At 70.5% G+C, this 16687-nt stretch carries 18 protein-coding genes; 5 read left to right on the forward strand and 13 right to left on the reverse strand.

Translation table 11 applies throughout. The features are described 5' to 3' along the window. Positions 1 to 182 precede the first annotated feature (182 nt). Positions 183 to 1193 carry a cytochrome d ubiquinol oxidase subunit II gene (gene cydB / locus OU415_RS22080; protein ID WP_270950881.1) on the reverse strand — a complete coding sequence of 337 codons (1011 nt, stop codon included), beginning with the start codon at positions 1191 to 1193 and terminating at the stop codon, positions 183 to 185. 22 nt (positions 1194 to 1215) lie between these two features. Next, positions 1216 to 2718, reverse strand: coding sequence for a cytochrome ubiquinol oxidase subunit I (locus OU415_RS22085; protein ID WP_270950883.1), 1503 nt, complete (start codon positions 2716 to 2718; stop codon positions 1216 to 1218). A gap of 322 nt (positions 2719 to 3040) precedes the next feature. Between OU415_RS22085 and OU415_RS22090 the strand changes: the two genes are divergently transcribed. Beyond that, positions 3041 to 3706, forward strand: a complete 666-nt coding sequence (locus OU415_RS22090) for a GPP34 family phosphoprotein (RefSeq protein WP_270950885.1) — start codon at positions 3041 to 3043, stop codon at positions 3704 to 3706. 49 nt (positions 3707 to 3755) lie between these two features. Here OU415_RS22090 and OU415_RS22095 read toward each other — a convergent pair whose 3' ends face one another. From OU415_RS22095 to OU415_RS22110, 4 genes are all read right to left on the reverse strand, one after another. Then, positions 3756 to 4139 (reverse strand): hypothetical protein, encoded by a 384-nt coding sequence (locus OU415_RS22095; protein WP_270950887.1) that lies wholly within the window; start codon positions 4137 to 4139, stop codon positions 3756 to 3758. Between the two features lie 227 nt (positions 4140 to 4366). Further along, complete coding sequence (locus OU415_RS22100; RefSeq protein WP_270950889.1) at positions 4367 to 5050, reverse strand: IclR family transcriptional regulator; 684 nt, start codon at positions 5048 to 5050, stop codon at positions 4367 to 4369. 4 nt (positions 5051 to 5054) lie between these two features. Continuing rightward, positions 5055 to 6260, reverse strand: coding sequence for a fumarylacetoacetate hydrolase family protein (locus tag OU415_RS22105; protein ID WP_270950890.1), 1206 nt, complete (start codon positions 6258 to 6260; stop codon positions 5055 to 5057). Then, positions 6257 to 7123: a hypothetical protein gene (locus OU415_RS22110; protein ID WP_270950891.1), complete on the reverse strand. Its 867-nt coding sequence runs from the start codon at positions 7121 to 7123 to the stop codon at positions 6257 to 6259. Before OU415_RS22110 ends, OU415_RS22105 begins: the two co-directional genes overlap by 4 nt. Positions 7124 to 7405: 282 nt before the next feature. Here OU415_RS22110 and OU415_RS22115 point away from each other — a divergent pair, with 282 nt between their 5' ends. Beyond that, positions 7406 to 8185 (forward strand): DUF2470 domain-containing protein, encoded by a 780-nt coding sequence (locus OU415_RS22115; RefSeq protein WP_270950893.1) that lies wholly within the window; start codon positions 7406 to 7408, stop codon positions 8183 to 8185. 12 nt (positions 8186 to 8197) lie between these two features. On the opposite strand, the gene OU415_RS22120 is transcribed toward OU415_RS22115, so the two are convergent. After that, positions 8198 to 8557, reverse strand: coding sequence for a hypothetical protein (locus OU415_RS22120; RefSeq protein WP_270950895.1), 360 nt, complete (start codon positions 8555 to 8557; stop codon positions 8198 to 8200). Between the two features lie 112 nt (positions 8558 to 8669). Here OU415_RS22120 and OU415_RS22125 point away from each other — a divergent pair, with 112 nt between their 5' ends. The 3 genes from OU415_RS22125 to OU415_RS22135 all read left to right on the forward strand — a co-directional run bounded on the left by OU415_RS22125 (position 8670) and on the right by OU415_RS22135 (position 11987). Beyond that, positions 8670 to 9479: a CPBP family intramembrane glutamic endopeptidase gene (locus tag OU415_RS22125; RefSeq protein ID WP_408641889.1), complete on the forward strand. Its 810-nt coding sequence runs from the start codon at positions 8670 to 8672 to the stop codon at positions 9477 to 9479. A gap of 480 nt (positions 9480 to 9959) precedes the next feature. Beyond that, the gene (gene arcA, locus OU415_RS22130; RefSeq protein ID WP_270950896.1) at positions 9960 to 11159 is read left to right on the forward strand and encodes an arginine deiminase; all 1200 of its coding nucleotides are present in this window, start codon (positions 9960 to 9962) and stop codon (positions 11157 to 11159) included. Between the two features lie 267 nt (positions 11160 to 11426). Next, the gene (locus OU415_RS22135) at positions 11427 to 11987 is read left to right on the forward strand and encodes a ferritin (protein WP_270950898.1); all 561 of its coding nucleotides are present in this window, start codon (positions 11427 to 11429) and stop codon (positions 11985 to 11987) included. A gap of 8 nt (positions 11988 to 11995) precedes the next feature. Here OU415_RS22135 and OU415_RS22140 read toward each other — a convergent pair whose 3' ends face one another. The 6 genes from OU415_RS22140 to OU415_RS22165 form a co-directional block, all read right to left on the reverse strand. Then, the gene (locus OU415_RS22140; protein WP_270950900.1) at positions 11996 to 12481 is read right to left on the reverse strand and encodes a hypothetical protein; all 486 of its coding nucleotides are present in this window, start codon (positions 12479 to 12481) and stop codon (positions 11996 to 11998) included. Further along, complete coding sequence (locus OU415_RS22145; protein WP_408641890.1) at positions 12481 to 13053, reverse strand: SigE family RNA polymerase sigma factor; 573 nt, start codon at positions 13051 to 13053, stop codon at positions 12481 to 12483. The genes OU415_RS22140 and OU415_RS22145 overlap by 1 nt, the downstream gene beginning before the upstream one ends. Positions 13054 to 13279: 226 nt before the next feature. Continuing rightward, complete coding sequence (locus OU415_RS22150) at positions 13280 to 14230, reverse strand: DUF5926 family protein (protein ID WP_270950902.1); 951 nt, start codon at positions 14228 to 14230, stop codon at positions 13280 to 13282. 21 nt (positions 14231 to 14251) lie between these two features. After that, positions 14252 to 15094 carry a glycerophosphodiester phosphodiesterase gene (locus OU415_RS22155; protein ID WP_270950904.1) on the reverse strand — a complete coding sequence of 281 codons (843 nt, stop codon included), beginning with the start codon at positions 15092 to 15094 and terminating at the stop codon, positions 14252 to 14254. Between the two features lie 138 nt (positions 15095 to 15232). After that, positions 15233 to 16144, reverse strand: a complete 912-nt coding sequence (locus tag OU415_RS22160) for a DUF4328 domain-containing protein (protein WP_270950905.1) — start codon at positions 16142 to 16144, stop codon at positions 15233 to 15235. After that, positions 16141 to 16494, reverse strand: a complete 354-nt coding sequence (locus tag OU415_RS22165; RefSeq protein ID WP_408641891.1) for a rhodanese-like domain-containing protein — start codon at positions 16492 to 16494, stop codon at positions 16141 to 16143. Before OU415_RS22165 ends, OU415_RS22160 begins: the two co-directional genes overlap by 4 nt. Positions 16495 to 16687 lie beyond the last annotated feature (193 nt).

Below are 16687 nucleotides of genomic sequence, written 5' to 3' on the forward strand. Positions count from 1 at the left end.
GGGGTCCGCAGTTTCAATTGAAACTGCGCCCCTCCGGGCGTGTCGGGACCCGGCGTGTCGGGCACCTGATACGTCGACACCTGTGGACAGGTCCCGGGTCCTGTGGAGAACTTCCGCAAATTCAATGGAAATTGGACCTCCAAATTCCATTGAATTTGCGGCGCCCCGGGCGGAGGGAGGGGTCATGACGGGGCGTGGATCGGCGGGATGTGCTTGGTGCCGATGCGCTTTCGGAACACCCAGTACGTCCAGCCCTGGTAGATCAGCACCGCCGGGGTGCCGAAGGCCGCGACCCAGGTGATCACCGTCAGCGTGTACGGGCTGGAAGCGGTCTCGGCGATCGGCAGCGACCACGCCGCGTCCAAAGTGGACGGGATGACGTTCGGCCACAGCGCGCCGAAGAGGGTGACCACCACGGCGGCCAGCGCGATGCCCTGCAGCGCGAAGGCCTGCCCGTCGCGCCACCGGTACAGCCGCGCGAGCCCGGCCAGCGCCGACACCAGTGCGATCACCAGCGGCACCCAGGTCCAGGTCGACCCCTCGGACAGCTGCGCGATGAACAGCAGCGCGATCACCGGCAGCAGCAGCGGAACGCCCATCCGCAGCGCGAACCGCCGCGCCCGCTCGCGGATCTCGCCCTCGGTCTTCAGCGCCAGGAACACCGCGCCGTGCAGCAGCGAGAACCCGCACACCGCCAGGGCGCCGACGATGCTCGGCACGCTGAAGATCGTCCACCAGGCACCGACCCGGTCGCCGTGCTGGTCCAGCGGCAGCCCGAACACGTTGGCCGACAGCACCAGACCCACCACCAGCGGCGAGATCCAGGAGGCGGCCACGATCACCCGGTCCCAGTTGCGCCGCCACCGGTCGGTGTCGACCTTGCCGCGGTACTCGAACGCCACCCCGCGCCCGATCAGCGCCACCAGCAGCAACAGCAGCGGCAGGTAGGCGGTGCTGAACAGCGAGGCGTACCAGCCGGGGAAGGCCGCGAACATGGCGCCGCCGGCGACGATCAGCCACACCTCGTTGCCGTCCCACACCGGGCCGATCGTGTTGATCAGCACCCGTCGCTCGACGTCCTTGCGGCCGAGGATCGGCAGCAGCATGCCGACGCCGAAGTCGAAGCCCTCCAGGAACAGGTAGCCCAGCCACAGCAGGGCGATCACGCAGAACCAGAAGGTCGGCAGATCCATCGCAGGTCCTCTTCACACTCGTTCAGTACGCGAAGGACAGGGCTTCGTCGTCGGATTCCTCGCCCTCGGCGGGCTTCGGCGGCATCACCGCGTCGAACCCGCCGCGCACGTAGCGCGCGATCAGGAAGATCTCCACGATCGCCAGGCCCCCGTACAGCGCGGTCAGCGCGATCACCGAGGTCAGGAGCTCGCCCGGTGTCACCCCGGCGGACACCGCCTGCGCGGTGAACATCCAGACCCCGTCGATCCCGGACGGGTCGGGGTTGGGCGCCACCACGAACGGCTGGCGGCCCATCTCGGTGAACACCCAGCCCGCGATGTTGCCCGCGAAGGGCAATCCGATCGCCAGCACCGCCAGCGGAGCCCACCAGCGACCCTTGGGAAACCGCTGCTTGCGGGTCAGCCACAGCACCGCCACCGCGCCGAGCGCGGCCAGCCCGCCGAAGCCGATCATGAACCGGAAGCCCCAGTAGGTGACCGGCAGGTTCGGGGTGTAGTCGATGGGCTGCCCGGCGAGCGAGCCCAGCCGCGGGTCGTCCGGGTAGTGCGTGCCGTACTTGGCCTGGTACTCCGGGATCAGGTCCTGGACGCCCCTGACCTCGCTGGTGAAGTCCCCGTTGGCCAGGTACGACAGGATGTAGGGCACGGTGATGCTCTTGATGTTCTCGCAGTCCGGGCGGGCCACGTCGCCGACCGCGAAGATCGAGAAGCTGGCCGGCGCCTCGGTGTGGCACAGCGCTTCGGCGGAGGCCATCTTCATCGGCTGCTGCTGGAACATCAGCTTGCCCTGCACGTCACCCGAGATCGCCAGCCCGGCGAAGGCGACCACCGCGACCCACGCGCCCAGCCGCATCGAACCGTGCCAGGTCTTGCGGTCCTCGTCGTCGACGTCGGACTTGCGGTGGTGGCGGGCGATCTGCCAGGCCGCGATGCCGATCAGGAACGAGCCGGCGACCGCGAAGCAGCCGAAGATGGTGTGCGGGAAGGCGGCGAGCACGGTGTTGTTGCCCAGCACCGCCCAGATCGAGGTCAGCCGCGGCCGGCCGTCCACCAGCTCCACGCCGACCGGGTGCTGCATCCAGGAGTTGGCGGCCAGGATGAAGTACGCGGACAGCACGGTGGCCAGCGAGAACGCCCACGCGCAGGCCAGGTGCACACCCTTGGACAGCTTGTCCCAGCCGAAGATCCACAGGCCGAGGAAGGTCGACTCGACGAAGAACGCGAGCAGTCCCTCCATCGCCAGCGGCGCGCCGAAGACGTCCCCGACGAAGCGGGAGTACGCGCTCCAGGCCATGCCGAACTGGAATTCCTGGACGATCCCGGTGACCACGCCCATGGCGAAGTTGATCAGCATCAACTTGCCCCAGAACTTGGTCATCTTGAGGTAGCGCTGCTTGCCCGTGCGGTACCAGGCGGTCTGCATCCCGGCGACCAGCACCGCGAGCCCGATGGTCAGCGGAACCATCAGGAAGTGGTAGACGGTCGTGATCCCGAACTGCCATCGGGCGATGTCGAGCAGATCCACGACACCACTCTGTCCACTTCAGGGGGAACTCCGCAGAGGCAAGGGCCCTCATTCCCCCGGACGAGGGTCCTGCCGCGGACAGGACCTTGGTCCCGTCGACGCTGCGCATCACCGGTCGCCGATCGGGTTACTTCCTACCAGCCGAATCGGGGGACGCGGAAGACGTTCCGGCAAAATTCGGACTCCACTCCGCACTGCCCCGCGGGCTGAGAACCGCTCCACGTCCTGCTGCGGCCGACCGCGCAGAGATGTCCGGAAGGCACGATTTCCGGCCTGCGAAGCCGCTTTCGCCGGGCCGGACGGGGATGACAGGGTGATCGGCGTGAACGCACCCCGACCGCTCACCCTGCCCGAGGAATTCGTCCTGCTCGCCCACCAGCCCTCCGGCACCGTGCAGAGCGTCCTCCGCGCCGACGCGGGCTGCGCAGCGGCCGAGCTCGGCGACCTCGCGCTGCGCGGCAAGCTGCGGATCCGGACCAACAAGTTCGAGTTCCTCGGCATCCGGGTGTACCGGGGAACCAACGCGGTCGAACTGCTCGACGTCAGCCCCACCGGCCTCGGATGGGCCGACGCGTTGCTGGACGAGCTGGCCCGGCTCAGCGCCACCAGGCCCGTCCCCGTGCGGGAATGGCGGCAAACGCGCGGCGTGGAAGCCTTCGACCGGCACCGGGCCGCCCTGGTCGAGCGCGGCCTGCTGCACCACGAGCCCTCCGACATCCCCGCGCAGGACCGCTACCTCCCGCACAACCCGACGCGCGACGCGCTCATCGCCGAGATCGAAACCGCCATCGGCAGCCACGCTCCGATCGGCGCGCACATGCTCTTCCGCTTCGACCTCGCCAACGCCATCGCGCAGCTGCGGATCACCAAGCGGGGCCGCTGGGTGATGAACCGCGACCGCGGGATCGGCCCGGTGGCCGACATCCCCGAAGACCTGCGCGAGACCAGCAGGGTGCTCACGATGGTGCTGCCCGAGAGGTCCGCCTAGCCACGGCTGATCCCGGGCCACCCCCTGGCGGAAGTGGCCCGGTCGCCGATCACGCCATCTGCATCGTCTGCGGTGTCATCTGGCGGCACATCGCGGCGCACTGCGTCATCGTGTCCGCCAGGTCGGCCATCTCCCGGGTTTCCATCCGGCGGCACATCTCGGCGGTCGTGTCGCACATGTCGGCGCACATCCCGCACATCCGCACGCACATCTGCACCATGTCCGAGCTGGCCTTCGCCATGCTCGAACAGCGCATCATCATGTCCGCGCACATTCGGCACATGTCCGCGCAGGAGATCAGCGCCATGCTCATCTGCATGGCTTCCTCGCTGCGCTTCTCCATGCAGTGCGACAGCATCTGCTCGCACATGTCGTGGCACTTGTGGCACATGTCGATGCACTGCTGCATCTCGGTGGTCATCTGCCGTGTCATCGGTGGACCTCCAAGCTCAGGAAGGACCGGCCGCCGGCCGTGGCGCCCGGGACGCCTGGAGTACCCCCGCCGGACCTAGATCGCACACCCGGTCAGGGGCGGAAGTCCGGTTCACGACCCGCAGTTTCAATTGAAACTGTGATCCGCCGTGCCTGGGATCCGCAGTTTCAATTGAAACTGCATCCCCCGGCGTGTCGGGACCCGGCGTGTCGGGTGCCCGGGAAGCGTCAGCGGAGGGCTTCGGCGACCGATTCGGCGGTCTCGACGACCAGCGGGCCGATCTCGTCGGGTTCCAGCGGTTGCAGCGACACCAGGCCGACGCTCGCACGCAGACCGGGCACGCCGCGGACCGGTGCCGCCACGGTGAACGCACCGGGCTGGAAGTCGCCGCTGCTGGTGAGCCAGCTCGGGCCGCCGGGCGGCAGGTCCACCGCTCGCCCCGCCGCTCCGCGCTGCACCGGATGACGGCTGCCCACCCGGTACGACACGTGGCAGACGGTCCACGACGGTTCCACCACGGCCACGGCCTGCGCCTCGCCGCCATCGGCGACCGTCAGGTGCACCGTCGCCCCGACCCGCTCGGCCAGATCGCGCAGCGCGGGCAGCGACGCCACGCGCAACTGCGGCAGCACCCGCCCGGCCAGCCACAGGACGCTCAGACCCAGCCGCACCTTCGAGCCCTCGCGGCGCACCAGGCCGCGGCGCTGCAGCGGTCCGAGCAGCCGGTACACGGCCGCGCGGCTGACGCCGATGGTCGCGGCCAGATCGCTGATCGTCGGCGCTTCGCTCTCCGACTCCGCCACCGCCTGCAGCAGGCTCAGCCCGCGCTCCAGCGTCAGCGAGCTCTCCTTGGTGCTGGGCTGGGCGTCGTGGAGCGCGCGGATCGGCTCCGGGGTGGTTGGTGGAGCCATCGCGTCACCTCCGAGCGGCGGCCAGCACCGTGCCGGTCACCTCGCCGAGCCCGACCACCGTTCCCCCGGGCCCCGGCGCACTACCCCGCAGTGTCACCCGGTCCCCGTCCTGGAGGAAGGTGCGCTGCTCGCCGTCCTGCAACGTGATCGGTTCGGCCCCGCCCCAGGTCAGCTCCAGCAGGCAACCGCACTGGTCGCGCTGCGGCCCGGACACGGTGCCGGAGGCGAACAGGTCGCCCGGGCGCACCGTCGCGCCGTTCACCGTCAGGTGCGCCAGCTGCTGCGCGGGCGACCACATCATGTGCTCGAAGCGCGGCCGGGACAGCACCGTCTCGTTGCAGCGCACCTCGAGCCGCAGGTCCAGCCCCCAGGACTCGGTCTCCACCAGGTAGGGCTGCAGAACGTGGTCCGGGCCCGGCAGCGGGATCCGGGCGTGCTCGAAGGCCGCCAGCGGAGTGATCCAGCCGGCGATCGAGGTGGCGAAGGACTTGGCCAGGAACGGACCGAGCGGGTCGGACTCCCAGGTCTGGACGTCCCGCGCCGACCAGTCGTTGACCAGCGCGACGCCGAACACGTGCTCCGCGAAGTCCGATGTGGACACCCGGGTGGCCGGTTCGCCGCCGCAGACGAACCCGACCTCCGCCTCGAAGTCCAGCCGCCGGGTCGGGCCGAACGCGGGGTGCAGGTCGCCGGCGGCCTTGCGCTGCCCGCTCGGCCGGTGCACGTCGGTGCCCGAGACGTACACCGTGCCCGAGCGGCCGTGGTAGGCGATCGGCAGGTGCGACCAGTTCTCCGGCACCGGCGCGGCGGCGCGGCGGAAGATGCGGCCGACGTTCTCCAGGTGGTGCCGCGAGGCGGAGAAGTCGACGTAGTCGGCGACGGTGAACGGCAGCACCAGGGTGTGCCAGTCGGTGCGCACCAGGTTCGCGCCCGCCGGCGCGCGATCGGCCTCGACGATCTCGACGAGCCGCTCGCGCAGCTCCTGCCAGCGCTCGCGGCCCGCGGCCAGCAGCGGATCGAGGGAATCGCCGGAGACCAGCTCGGCGAGTCGAGGTCCGAGCGCCCCGGAGATGCCGCGCAGCGGCAGCGCGTGCCGACCGACCCGCACCGCGACGACGGGACCGTTGCCGGTCACCAGCACCCCGTAGGGCAGCGTCTGCGGGCCGAACGGCTGGTCCGGGGCGAACTCGGGATCCTCGATCCAGGTCAAAGCAACCCCAATCCTTCCAACTCGGCGATCGGGTCCTTCAACGATCGTGCGCCGTAGGAGGCGAAGACGTCGCGAACCGCTTTGGCCGCGTCGTCGGACAGCGCCCGGGCCTCGGCCGCGAGCGCGGCGCCGTCGGTGCTGGCCAGCGCCTCGCGCACGTCCTTGCCGGACAGCGAGCGCGCGGTGGCGACCAGCAGGTTGAGGAAGCCGTGGTGGGTGAACCCGGTCTCCGGGTCGGTGCCGCGCACCGCGTAGTGCAGGCCGGTGGTGGCCTTGAACGGCACCTCGAGGCTGGCCGCGACTGCGAGGAAGTCGTTGACCACGTCGACCGAGGGCACCGATTCGGCGGTCGGACCTCCGCAGCGCAGCTTCGGCCAGCAGCCGTGCTCCGCCACCCGGCGGATGCCGTCCAGCCAGCCGTCGCCGCCGCGCCGCGGCTCGACGACCCGGATGATGTCCTCGGGCACGAACTCCGACACCCGCTCCAGCCAGATGTCGTCGACGTCCGACGGCGCGGGCATCTCCACCATCCGCAGCGCCAGCAGCTCCTGCCTGCCCTCGATGATCGACAGCGCCTTCGGCACCCCGCCCAGGCCGGTGTCGCACACCAGCGAGAGCGGCACCGGGGCGCTCGGCTTGACCTTGGCCAGCTCGGTGATCAGCTCGGCGAGCCGCGAGGCCTGGCACAGGATCGGCCCCAGCAGTCCGGTGAAGGCACCGCCGCGCGCGTCGAGGTGGTCCGCCACGACCTGGGGAACGGCCGGTGTTCCCGGTGGGAACAACGCGGCGTCGTCAACCAGACGGGCGAACAAGGGCGGGATGCCGCGCGGACCGGGCGCGCGAAGCTCAACAGCGCTTGACACGGCTGACACGCTAATGCCGTATCGCCCAGTGAACAAAGGTGCCCGATAAACGGACGTCCGGCGGGGTCATGAGCGCCTCCCTCGCCTGGTTCGAACCTCATCATCCACCCGGCACCGACCAGGGCCGACGACCCCCTCCCACCACCGGCGACGATCGGCTCCCGCAGCAGCGTCCCAGCTGGTAGTAAGGGGACGTCGGCGAAATCGGGTCGAGATCCCCCGACCAGACGACTTCCGCACCCCGCCCTGATAAGTTAGGGTTGCCTAAGTTGGAGGTGAGCGGTGAGCGAGACGACGACCCGGAAGCCCGCCACGCCCAGCCCGGCGGAGCGGGCCAGGAGCATCGCCAAGCGAGGCGGCCGGGCCGCGCTCCTGCCGTCCAGCGAAACCTCGGTGCGCGTCGCCCCGCTGCTGCACCACGTGCACGCGGACGGCTCGGCCACCGTGCTGCTGGCCGACGACCACCCGCTGATCGCCGCCGCCTGGCAAGCCCCGCGCAGCGAACTCGCCGCGGTGCTGGAGATCGCCGACCCGACGCCCGTCCGGCTCCGCGAACCGGTGCGCGGCCTGCTGTGGCTGACCGGCTGGGTGAGCCTGCTGGAAGGCGACGACGCCCGCGCTGAAGTGCTCGCGGTCGCCGAGGAGCGCCCGGACCCGCGGCTGCTGGACGCCGGGCACGGCGCGACCGTGCTGAAGCTGGAGTCGGCGTCGCTGGTGCTGGCCGATTCCGAGGGAACCAGCTCGGTGGACGTGGCCGACTTCCAGGCCGCCGCGCCCGACCCGTTCTGCATGCAGGAGGACTCCTGGCTGCGCCACCTGGAGCTGTCCCACCGGGACGTCGTCGGCCTGCTCGGCCGGCACCTTCCGGAGCAGCTCCGCGGCGGCCACGTCCGCCCGCTCGGCCTGGACAAGTACGGCCTGCGCCTGCGCGTGGAGTCCACCGACGGCGACCACGACGTCCGCCTCGCCTTCTCCCGCCCGGCGACGACGACCGAACACCTCGGAGCCGAACTCCGCCGCCTCGTCGGCTGCCCCTTCCTCGCGCAACAGCGCTCCGCCTGACCCGGAGCGACGTCAGTCGTCCTGGACGGTCTCGGAGTCCAGGGGTTCGAGGCGGTGGATCCGGCCGCTGCGGAAGCGCAAGCCGTGAGCGCCAGGGCCGACCAGCATCGCCTCGTCGACGCCGCCCCGGCGGGTGATCATCCACAGGAACGAGCGCGCCACCACGGCAGCCCGGCCGGGGCTCGTCCCGTCGACGAACCGCACCTGGAGCCCACCCGGGTCGCAGTGCCGCAGCTCCACCAGGACGCCGTCGCGCACGCCGAGCAGGTCCGCCGAGCCCACGGGTCCGTCGAGCGCCTCGAACCCGCGCACCGCCTGCAGCACGCGCACCGCGCGTTCGGTGTCGGCCGCACCCCACACGAACACGTCCATGCCCACCTCCGCCGGGCCGTCACCGATCCGACGCCACCACCCCGCGGGCCGTTCCGGAGCAGGTTTCCCGGTATTGCCAGACGGTTCCATCCGTCCAGGTAGGTTCGTTCGGGTGAGCACCCTGCGCGCCTGGCTGGCCCCCACCCGCCCCGGCGATCCCGCCGCGATCACCGATCGCCGGGAGCGCAAGGCGATCATCGTCGAGCTGGTCGTGGTGTTCACCGTGACCCTCGGCCTGTCCGGTCTGCAGAGCCTGCTGTCCCTGCTGGACGCACTGCTGCGCCCGGAACCGCTGGCCGACCAGCACGCCGCGATCAACGTCCCGCGCGCCGAGCTCGGACTGCTCGACATGTTCCAGCAGCTGGTGAGCGTGACCCGGCTGATCGCCTGGGGCGCGCTGGGCGCGTTCCTGCTGTGGCGCAGCGGAGTGGCGCTGTGGCGAGTCGGGCTCGACCGCTCCCAGCCGGCGCGGGACTTCTTCCGCGGCATGGGCCTGGCCGCGCTGATCGGCATCCCCGGCCTGGGCCTCTACCTGACCGCGCACGCGCTCGGCCTCAGCCTGACGGTCCAGCCGTCCACTTTGGACGACGCGTGGTGGCGCGCCCCGGTCCTGACGCTGGCCGCCTTCGGCAACTCCTTCGCCGAAGAGGTCCTGGTGGTGGCCTACCTGCTGACCCGCCTGCGGCAGCTGGGCTGGTCGGAGAACCGCGCGCTGTGGTTCTCGGCGGTCCTGCGCGGCAGCTACCACCTGTACCAGGGCTTCGGCGGGTTCGTCGGCAACGTGGTGATGGGCCTGGTCTACGGCCGGATCTGGCAGCGCTCCAACCGCCTCTGGCCGCTGATCGTCGGCCACGCCCTGATCGACGTCGTAGCCTTCGTCGGTTACGCAGCCCTCCGCGGCCGAGTCGGCTGGCTCCCGTAACCCCGCAAATCAACGAGGTTTTTCCACCCTCGTCCTGCATAGCGGTGCCGGTAGCGGAACCTCAGCGCCCGCCTGGACTCCGGGTGCCAACCCTTATGTATGCCAATACACGGCGGGTTGGCCGTCCTCGCCAGGCGAACGCTGAGAACCCGCGGCGGTGCGAGTTGCGAGGGTGGGCTATGCGCCTGCGGCGCATGCGACCCTCGCCGCGCGGTGCCGGTCGTGCTTCGCGGTCACAGACCGCACCCTCCGCAAATTCAATGGAAATTGGACATCCGATTTCCATTGAATTTGCGGACGTCGTCCGGAGGAGGGGCTGCTGGTCCACATCCGGCGCCGGTCGCCGGGTGTCCGGCGCGGGGGCCTGATTTTGACACTGGGCGCAACGAATTGATGCTCGAGGCTCTGGTTTCGTTAACGTTCGATCGAAAACGTCGCTGATCGCAGACGTTTTGGTTCGTCGTGGTTACGCTTCGAACCGTGACCGAACCACACGTCCAGAGCGAGGTCGGGCCGCTGCACTCGGTGCTGCTGCACCGGCCGGGCACGGAGTTGAAGCGACTCACTCCGCGCAACAGCGACCAGCTCCTGTTCGACGCGATCCCCTGGGTCGATCGCGCGCAGGAGGAGCACGACGCCTTCGCCGAGGTCCTGCGCAGCCGGGGCGTCGAAGTGCTGCTGCTGCGCAGCCTGCTCACCGACGCGCTGCGGGACTCGCGGGCGCGGGCCGCGGCCGTGCTGTCCGGAGTCGACGAGCTCAAGCTGGGCGTCGACATCGCCGACACCCTGCGGTCCCACCTGTCCAGCGTGGACGACGCCGCGCTCGCCGAGATCCTCATCGCGGGCATGACGTTCGAGGAGCTGCCCGCGGCCGAGGGGCAGTCGCTGGTGCGCCGCATGCACCACGCGCACGACTTCGCCATCGAACCGCTGCCGAACCTGCTGTTCACGCGCGACTCGTCGGTGTGGGTGGGCGACCGGGTCGCCATCGCCGCCCTCGCGATGCCCGCGCGCCGCCGCGAATCGGCGCTCACCGACCTGATCTACGCCTACCACCCGCGCTTCTCGCACGCCGCCCGCGCGTACGGCGCCCACTCCGCCCCCGTCGAGGGCGGCGACGTGCTGCTGCTCGCGCCGGGAGTGGTGGCGATCGGCGTCGGCGAACGCACCACACCGGCCGGGGTGGAGTCCTTCGCGCGCTCGGTCTTCGCCGACGACCTGGCGCACACCGTGCTGGCCGTGCCGATCGAGCAGCGGCGCGCGTCGATGCACCTGGACACGGTGTGCACGATGGTCGACCGCGACGCGGTGGTGATGTACCCGGCCATCCAGGACTCGCTCGAGGCCTACACGCTGCGCCCCGCGGGCGAGGAGCTGAAGGTGTCCGGCCCGACGCCCTTCCTGGAAGCCGCGGCGGAAGCGATGGACATCGACCACCTGCGCGTGATCGACACCGGCCTGGACCCGGTGACCGCGGAGCGCGAGCAGTGGGAGGACGGGAACAACACCCTGGCGCTGGCGCCCGGCGTGGTGGTCGCCTACGAGCGGAACGCCGAGACCAACGCGCGGCTGGAAGACGCGGGCATCGAAGTGCTGCGCATTTCCGGTTCGGAACTCGGTTCCGGCCGCGGTGGACCGCGTTGCATGTCCTGTCCGATTACCCGCGCCCCTCTCACCTGATCGTGCAGTCGGTGGAGGCTGCCATTGCGCAATTGATCCACGCAATGACAGCCTTCACCGACAAACGATCACTCGAATTAGTGACACTGCGCTCAACACCGGTTACGATCTAGCCAGCAGGCCACCTACCAGCCAAAACAGGTCAGGTTTGGCTTACCTTCGATTTCTTAGGATTGCCTGCGTTAATTGCGGCAACCTTAGCCTTGCCGAATTCAACTTAGGGTTCCCTGGAATGAAACTGGATTAATTCCAGAGTATTCTGATGGCATGTCTGTCACCGCGAAGAAGATTCAGCACAAGGAATCGAAGTTCGAGCACCTCCTGCAGGAACAGGTGCGCAACGAATTCACCGCCTCGCACCAGTACGTCGCGGTGGCCGTGTGGTTCGACGACAACGACCTCCCGCAGCTGGCCGGGCACTTCTACCGGCAGGCGCTCGAGGAGCGCAACCACGCGATGATGATCATCCAGTACCTGATGGACAACGACATCAGGCCGCGCATCCCGGCCATCGAGCAGGTCCGCGACGAGTTCACCGAGACCCGCGAACTCGTCGCGCTCGCCCTCGAGCAGGAGCGCGAGGTCACCCGCGAGATCGAGGCGCTGGCCAGGACCGCCCGCGAGGAGAACGACTACCTCGGCGAGCAGTTCATGCAGTGGTTCCTCAAGGAGCAGGTCGAAGAGGTCTCGCAGATGTCGACGCTGCTCAACGTGGTCGACCGCGCCAAGGGCAACCTCTTCGACGTGGAGACCTTCCTCGCCCGCGAATCCGTCGGCGACGAGGGAGCCGACGCCACGGCCCCCAAGGCAGCCGGCGGCTCCGTCTGATCCTGCGCCTACTCGCCCGGCGGTTCGCTGGTCTGGTTCGCCGAGGACGTCGGGTTCGGTTCGCTGGTCTGCGTGGGGTTCGAGCTCGTCGGCGGCGGTTCCGACGTCTTGGTGCTCAGGATCGTCGGGAGCTCCGACGTCCTCGTCGACGTCGGGGGCTCGTAGTGGGGCAGGGCCGGGGGCCGTCCCGGTGGCTCCTGCTGTTGCGGTGGCGGCGGGGGTTGTTCGGCGCTGGTCGGGTCCGGCTCCGAGGTCGTGTGCACCACCGGGGGGACCGCCGGCTGCACCGGCTGCTCGGCCTTGTGGTTGGCCAGCACCACACCGCCGCCCGCCAGGACCAGCGCCGCGAGGGCGCTGCCGGCGGCGGCCATCGCGTTGTTGCGCTGGCGTCGGCGACGCGCTCCAGCGACCACCGCCCATTCCGCCCCGGTGCGCACCGGGATGTCCAGGCGGTCGTCACGGAGGATCCGGTTCAGCTCGTCCTCCAGGTCCATCACACGTCACCTCCTTCCAGCGACCCGAGCCTCTTGCGCAGCGAGGCCATCGCCTTGCTCGCCTGGCTCTTCACCGTTCCGCAGCTCACGCCGAGGCTCTCGGCGATCTCCAGCTCGGAGAGGCCTTCGTAGTAACGCAGCACGACCACCGCGCGTTGCCTCGGCGGCAAAGATCGCAGCGCCTGCCACAGCGGCTCGTTCTCCAGCCGGTCCGGCTGGGCCTGCGCGGGGACGTCCGGGAAGTCGGCGAGCAGCGTCTCGCGGCGCGTGCGGCGCCAGCGGCTGACGTGCGTGTTCGCCATCGCGCGGCGCACGTAGGCGGTCGGATCGCCGCAGTTGCGGCTGACCTTGGCCCAGCGCGCGCCGACCTTCTCCAGCACCGCCTGCACCAGGTCGGCGGCGTCGTGCGGATTGCCGGTCAGGGCGTGGCCGTAGCGCATCAGTCCGGGCAGTGCTACCCGGACGAACTCCGCGAAGTCGTCTTCCGTCGCCGCCATATCCCCCCGGCGCGCCCGCTGGCGAGCACCGGCCGTCTCGGCGGCGGTCGGCACTGCGGGCAGGTGCGCGGTCACCCGGTCCACCCCCGTCCACATCGGGCATCGCGTGGAGAACACGCCGCTGCCCGTCCGGGGGTTGCCTCCTGAATACCGCGATCACCCAATTGGCGCATCGAACGAAGGAACTAGCCGCGAGAAGCAGCGAGCCGCCGGCGCATCGGATCCCGACGCGCCGACGGCTGCGGTGGACTCACGCGATTTCAATGGAAATCAGACGTCCGATTTCCATTGAACTCGCGGATCAGCGGATGGTGACCTGGCGGCCTCGGAGGCCGTCTCGGGCTCGGCGCTCGGCCGCGTCGAGGGGCTGGTCGTCGAGGGAGGCCAGGGCTTCGGAGAGGCGTCGGCCCAGCTCAGCGGCCGGTTCGTCCCACTCGCGGGCGTGCTTCTCGCGGTCCAGGTCCCACACCGGGACCAGGAGGCCGTGGGCGCGGAAGGACCCCGCGTAGCGGCTGTCCTCGCCGAGCGCGAGCTCACCACGGGCGGACAGGCGGGCCATGGCAGCGACGAGCTGCTCCTCGGGCTCCGGGCGGACCCAGCGCAGGTGCGCCTTCTCGCCCGCGTCCACCCAGTAGGCCGACTCCACGCCTTCGGCGACCAGCCGGTCGGTGGGCATGATGGCCGCGTTGGCCCGCTCCAGGGACAGCGCCACCTCGCCGGTCGGCTCGACGTCGTCGGGCAGCCACCAGGCGAAGTCCTTGTGCACCTCGACCTCGAGCTTCGCCTCGGGGTCCAGCACGTCCTGCAGGCGGGCCGGCACGGTGCCCGCCTCGGCGGTCTCGGGGCCGACGACCGGCAGCGATTCACCCAGCTCAGCGCCCTGCACCCACTCGACGGCCCGGGCCAGGTCGCGGCTGATGTCCCCGGAGTGCGTCTGCACCTGGAGGCCGACGAACGACTTGTCGTCGTTGCGGCGCAGCGCCGCGGCGGCCATCGGCAGCACGGTCGCCAGGGTGATGTCGCCCTCGCCGCGCAGCGGCAGCTTCGCCGTCGCGGACGGCACGAACTCGCGCAGCGCGATCAGCTCGCACTCCGCGGCCAGCCCCTCGAAGGGCCGGGTCACGATCACGTCGGCGGCGCCACCGGCAGCACCGTGGCAGGCCTTGTAGCGCTTGCCGGAACCGCACGGGCAGGGCTGGCGCGGCTTGATCCCGGTGTCCGCCCCGGGCTTGGGCGCGGTTCGCTTCGACACTGCAGATCCCCTCGCTCTCGGTCAAGTCGCAGTGACGCTACCGAATCGAGGCAGGTCCGAATCAGCCAGGTGGGAGCGGGTCGACCCGGGCGAGTTGGTGGCCAGGTACCGCACCCCGCTGCGCCGGCAGAGATCGACGTCGGCCGGCTCGTCGACGGTCCAGCAGTAGGTGTCGCGGCCGAGCGCGGCGGCGCGGTCGACGAAACCGGGATCCTCGCGCAGCAAGCGGATTCCGGGACCGGCGATGTCGGCCCACGGCGGCAGCACGCCGTTGCGCCACGAGTCGCGGAACCGGTCGAACAGCAGCACCGTCGGCACCAGCGGGGCCGCGGCCCGGAACCGCCGAACGGCGGCCTGGGAGAACGACATCATCACCACCGGCGAGTTCTCCGGGTCGGACGGCTCGGCCAGGCCGTAGCGCGCGAGCAGCGCGACGAGCTTGTGCTCGACCAGTCCGCCGTAGCGCACCGGGTGCTTGGTCTCGACGAACAGCTGCACCTGTCGCGGGTGGTCGTGGACGAGGGCGAGGAGCTCGTCCAGGGTCAGCACGCCGCGCTCCGGCACCGGGCGGGTGCGGCGCACCAGTTCGTCGGCGGTGTCCGGGAGTTCGCGGTGCCAGCTGTCGAAGTCCACATCGGACATCCCGGCGAGGGTCAGCTCGCTGACCACGCCGCGGGAGCTGGAGGTCCGGTCGATGCGCCGGTCGTGCACGCACACCAGGTGTCCGTCGCGGCTGACCCGGATGTCGCACTCGAGCGCGTCGGCGCCCTGTTCCAGGGCCAGTTCGTAAGCACCGCGGGTGTGCTCAGCGCGGTGCGCCGAAGCTCCTCGGTGCGCAACGACGTCGGGGGTCGGCTGCCACACGCGCCCGATTATCCGGACCGGGCAGATCCAATTCCGGCATCTGTGACGCAACGCGCGCGCCGAAGACCCGTGAGCACTTCGGGTCGCTATGGCAGCCCAAAGTGCTCACGGGTCCTGAGCTGCCGGAACGGAGCGCTGTCAGCGCGGAGCTGTGGCGGAGCGCTCGGCGCGCGGAAGTGGTGGGGTCGCGCGGACCGCGCGGACCTGGAGGTGGCGGAGCCCGGTCGGGTCCGGGGCGACCAGCAGGGCCATCACGTACTTGATCAGCCTCGCGGTCAGCACCGCCAGGAGCGTGACCAGCGCGTTGTTCAGCGCGTGCAGGACGACGCCGTCGGCGAGCGCTTGGACGCTGCCGCGGAATCCCCAGACGATCGTGAACCAGCCGACCAGCAGCGTCGCCACCCACGTCGCCCACCAGAACCGGACGCGCAGGGTCGGGAACGGTCGCGCGCCGCGCTCGCGGTCGCCCTCGGCGATCAGCACCGAGTGCTCCAGCTCCGCCACCGCCGAGCCGGGCACGAACAGGTTCAGCCCCGGCACCAGCACGCCGACGACCACCTGCCAGTCGGGACGGGCGTTGTGGACTCCGATGCGCTCGGCGGCCGCAGCTCGCGCACGCAGCCCCCACAGCACGACCAGCACGCCGGCCAGCGCACCCACCACCCACAGCAGGACCCCGGTCATGCCGACCAGCGCGTCGGAGATCGCCAGCGGAGTGCGCGCCAGCGCCCCGTCCCTGCTCAGCAGCAGCAGGACGTAGCGCCAGGCCTCCGCGAAGGTCCCCAGCCCGGCGATACCCGCGGTGATCCACAGGACCACCGAGGCGGACCTGGCCGAAGCCTCCGCACGCACCGAGGCGTTGATGTTCGCGCGCGCGGGCAGCGCGAGCGGCCACCGCCACGCCAGCATCGGGAAGCCCCAGCGCGGCACGGCCGGGTAGGACGGCGGGCCGGTGTAGCGGCGCGGCTGCCGTCGCTGCTTCGGGCGGCGCGGACCGCCCGGCGGGGTGGCGACCCACCGCGCCGGGCGCTGCGCAGGTCCTGGGTTCACAGCACGTACGGCTCGCCGTCGTCGGACACCATCGGCCGGCCGATGGCCGACCATCCGTTCATGCCGCGCTCGACGTTGACGGCGTCCCAGCCGTTGGCGTTGAGGTAAGCGGTGACCTTCGCCGACCGGCCGCCGGAACGGCAGATCACGTAGACCTGGTCGGCTTCCGGGATCTCGTCGAGCCGGTCCACGAGCTCGCTCATCGGGAGGTGCACGGCCTGGGGCGCGTGCCCGGCCTGCCACTCGTTGCTCTCCCGCACGTCCAGCAGGACGCTGCCCTCGGGCAGCTGGGCGGGGAGATCTTCCGGCTGCACACCGGGCACCTGGTTACCGGGAACTGGCGTAGTCACACCCCGATGCTGCCACGCCGGAGGTAGTACCCGCGTAAGACCCGCAGAGCAAGGTGCTCTCCGGGCTCGTTTTGCGTGGCGGTGCGGGTAGCGGAACCTCAGCGCCCGCCTGGACTCCGGGTGCCCGACTTTATGTATGCCAATACACGGCAGTCGGGCCGTCCTCGCCAGGCGAACGCTGAGAACCCGCGGC

Source organism: Saccharopolyspora oryzae (assembly GCF_027853915.1).
Lineage (GTDB): Bacteria > Actinomycetota > Actinomycetes > Mycobacteriales > Pseudonocardiaceae > Saccharopolyspora > Saccharopolyspora oryzae.

Excerpts from the sequence above, each read along its gene's own strand:
- cydB (WP_270950881.1), bottom strand. The coding sequence starts at position 1,193 with ATGGATCTGCCGACCTTCTGGTTCTGCGTGATCGCCCTGCTGTGGCTG.
- OU415_RS22095 (WP_270950887.1), bottom strand. The coding sequence starts at position 4,139 with ATGACACGGCAGATGACCACCGAGATGCAGCAGTGCATCGACATGTGC.
- OU415_RS22100 (WP_270950889.1), bottom strand. The coding sequence starts at position 5,050 with ATGGCTCCACCAACCACCCCGGAGCCGATCCGCGCGCTCCACGACGCC.
- OU415_RS22120 (WP_270950895.1), bottom strand. The coding sequence starts at position 8,557 with ATGGACGTGTTCGTGTGGGGTGCGGCCGACACCGAACGCGCGGTGCGC.
- OU415_RS22135 (WP_270950898.1), top strand. The coding sequence starts at position 11,427 with ATGTCTGTCACCGCGAAGAAGATTCAGCACAAGGAATCGAAGTTCGAG.
- OU415_RS22140 (WP_270950900.1), bottom strand. The coding sequence starts at position 12,481 with ATGGACCTGGAGGACGAGCTGAACCGGATCCTCCGTGACGACCGCCTG.